The organism is Tenacibaculum litopenaei, from assembly GCF_964514025.1.
In the GTDB taxonomy this organism is placed as follows: domain Bacteria; phylum Bacteroidota; class Bacteroidia; order Flavobacteriales; family Flavobacteriaceae; genus Polaribacter; species Polaribacter litopenaei.
Genome location: NZ_CAZEQT010000006.1, coordinates 1,119,680 through 1,123,609, shown reverse-complemented (window position 1 = coordinate 1,123,609; position 3,930 = coordinate 1,119,680).

Here is a 3,930-nt window from a genome sequence, read left to right as displayed (position 1 = left end):
CGTTACCGCATCGTCATTAATCTTCGCAGTAGTTACTGCATTGGCATTAATTTTTCCTGTAGTTACAGCGTTATCGTTGATCTTAACAGTAGTTACTGCATTGTCAGCTAATTCTGTTGTTCCAACAGCACCTGCCGCGATTTCTAGTGTAACATCTCCAAGTAAAGCGTTTGCATCACCACCAACTGTTAAGTCAGAAGAGGTAATGTTACCGTCACCATTAAAGGCAGTCGGATCAACTACTAAAGCACCGGCACCGTTTTGTGTTAAACCAGTACCCGCAACATCCGCATTTATTTTAGCAGCTGTTACCGCATCGTCATTAATCTTTGCAGTAGTTACTGCATTGGCATTAATTTTTCCTGTAGTTACAGCGTTATCGTTGATCTTAACCGTAGTCACTGCATTGTCAGCTAATTCAGTAGTACCAACAGCACCTGCTGAGATTTCCAGTGTAACATCTCCTAGTAAAGCGTTTGCATCACCACCAACAGTTAAGTCAGAAGAGGTAATGTTACCGTCACCGTTAAAGGCAGTCGGATCTACCACTAAAGCACCCGCACCGTTTTGTGTTAAACCGGTACCCGCAACATCGGCGTTTATTTTAGCAGCTGTTACTGCATCGTCATTGATCTTAGCGGTAGTTACTGCGTTGTTATTGATTTTTCCGGTAGTTACAGCGTTATCGTTGATCTTAACTGTAGTTACTGCATTGTCAGCTAATTCAGTAGTACCAACAGCACCTGCTGAGATTTCCAGTGTAACATCTCCTAGTAAAGCGTTTGCATCACCACCAACGGTTAAGTCAGAAGAGGTAATGTTACCATCACCGTTAAAGGCAGTCGGATCAACTACTAAAGCACCCGCACCGTTTTGTGTTAAACCAGTACCCGCAACATCAGCATTTATTTTAGCAGCTGTTACTGCATCGTCATTAATCTTCGCAGTAGTTACTGCATTGGTATTAATTTTTCCAGTAGTTACAGCGTTATCGTTGATCTTAACCGTAGTCACTGCATTGTCAGCTAATTCAGTAGTACCAACAGCACCTGCTGAGATTTCCAGTGTAACATCTCCTAGTAAAGCGTTTGCATCACCACCAACGGTTAAGTCAGAAGAGGTAATGTTACCATCACCGTTAAAGGCAGTCGGATCAACTACTAAAGCACCCGCACCGTTTTGTGTTAAACCAGTACCCGCAACATCAGCATTTATTTTAGCAGCTGTTACTGCATCGTCATTAATCTTCGCAGTAGTTACTGCATTGTTATTAATTTTTCCGGTAGTTACAGCGTTGTCGTTGATCTTAACCGTAGTTACTGCGTTGTCAGCTAATTCAGTAGTACCAACAGCGCCTGCTGAGATTTCCAGTGTAACATCTCCAAGTAAAGCGTTTGCATCACCACCAACCGTTAAGTCAGAAGAAGTAATGTTACCGTCACCGTTAAAGGCAGTCGGATCAACTACTAAAGCACCAGCCCCGTTTTGTGTTAAACCAGTACCCGCAACATCAGCGTTTATTTTAGCAGCCGTAACTGCATCGTCATTGATTTTCGCAGTAGTTACTGCATTGGCATTAATTTTTCCGGTAGTTACGGCGTTGTCGTTGATCTTAACCGTAGTCACTGCATTGTCAGCTAATTCTGTAGTTCCAACAGCGCCTGCTGAGATTTCCAGTGTAACATCTCCAAGTAAAGCGTTTGCATCACCACCAACCGTTAAGTCAGAAGAAGTAATGTTACCGTCACCGTTAAAGGCAGTCGGATCTACTACTAAAGCACCCGCACCGTTTTGTGTTAAACCAGTACCCGCAACATCCGCGTTAATTTTAGCAGCTGTTACCGCATCGTCATTGATCTTCGCAGTAGTTACCGCATTGTTATTAATTTTTCCGGTAGTTACAGCGTTATCGTTAATCTTAACCGTAGTCACTGCGTTGTCAGCTAATTCAGTAGTACCAACAGCGCCTGCAGCGATTTCTAGTGTAACATCTCCAAGTAAAGCGTTTGCATCACCACCAACGGTTAAGTCAGAAGAGGTAATGTTACCGTCACCGTTAAAGGCAGTCGGATCTACTACTAAAGCGCCCGCACCGTTTTGTGTTAAACCAGTACCTGCAACATCGGCATTTATTTTAGCAGCTGTTACCGCATCGTCATTGATCTTAGCGGTAGTTACAGCGTTATCGTTGATCTTAACAGTAGTTACTGCATTGTCAGCTAATTCTGTTGTTCCTACAGCACCTGCAGCGATTTCTAGTGTAACATCTCCAAGTAAAGCGTTTGCATCACCACCAACTGTTAAGTCAGAAGAAGTAATGTTACCGTCACCGTTAAAGGCAGTCGGATCTACTACTAAAGCGCCCGCACCGTTTTGGGTTAAACCGGTACCTGCAACATCCGCGTTTATTTTAGCCGCTGTTACTGCATCGTCATTAATCTTCACAGTAGTCACTGCATTGTCAGCTAATTCAGTTGTTCCTACAGCACCTGCCGCGATTTCCAGTGTAACATCTCCTAATAAAGCGTTAGCATCACCACCAACCGTTAAGTCAGAAGAGGTAATGTTACCGTCACCGTTAAAGGCAGTCGGATCTACTACTAAGGCACCGGCACCATTTTGTGTTAAACCAGTACCCGCAACATCAGCGTTTATTTTAGCAGCTGTTACTGCATCGTCATTAATCTTTCCGGTAGTTACAGCGTTATCGTTTATTTTCACAGTAGTCACTGCATTGTCAGCTAATTCAGTAGTTCCAACAGCACCTGCAGCGATCTCTAGTGTAACATCTCCAAGTAAAGCGTTTGCATCACCACCAACCGTTAAGTCAGAAGAAGTAATGTTACCGTCACCGTTAAAGGCAGTCGGATCTACCACTAAAGCACCCGCACCGTTTTGTGTTAAACCAGTACCCGCAACATCCGCGTTTATTTTAGCAGCTGTTACCGCATCGTCATTGATCTTAGCGGTAGTTACTGCGTTGTTATTGATTTTTCCTGTAGTTACGGCGTTATCGTTGATCTTAACCGTAGTCACTGCGTTGTCAGCTAATTCAGTAGTACCAACAGCACCTGCCGCGATCTCTAGTGTAACATCTCCAAGTAAAGCGTTTGCATCACCACCAACCGTTAAGTCAGAAGAAGTAATGTTACCGTCACCGTTAAAGGCAGTCGGATCTACAACTAAAGCGCCCGCACCGTTTTGTGTTAAACCAGTACCTGCAACATCTGCGTTTATTTTAGCAGCTGTTACTGCATCGTCATTAATCTTTCCAGTAGTTACAGCGTTATCGTTTATTTTAACAGTAGTTACTGCGTTGTCAGCTAATTCAGTAGTACCAACAGCGCCTGCTGAGATTTCCAGTGTAACATCTCCTAATAAAGCGTTTGCATCACCACCAACAGTTAAGTCAGAAGAGGTAATGTTACCGTCACCGTTAAAGGCAGTCGGGTCTACCACTAAAGCACCTGTACCGTTTTGTGTTAAACCAGTACCCGCAACATCCGCGTTTATTTTAGCAGCTGTTACCGCATCGTCATTAATCTTTCCAGTAGTTACAGCGTTATCGTTGATCTTAACAGTAGTTACTGCATTGTCAGCTAATTCTGTAGTTCCAACAGCACCTGCCGCGATCTCTAGTGTAACATCTCCTAATAATGCGTTAGCATCACCACCAACAGTTAAATCAGAAGAGGTAATGTTACCGTCACCGTTAAAGGCAGTCGGATCAACTACTAAGGCACCGGCACCGTTTTGAGTTAAACCAGTACCTGCAACATCAGCGTTTATTTTAGCAGCTGTTACCGCATCGTCATTAATCTTCGCAGTAGTTACTGCATTGTTATTGATTTTTCCTGTAGTTACGGCGTTATCGTTAATCTTAACCGTAGTCACTGCGTTGTCAGCTAATTCAGTAGTACCAACAGCGCC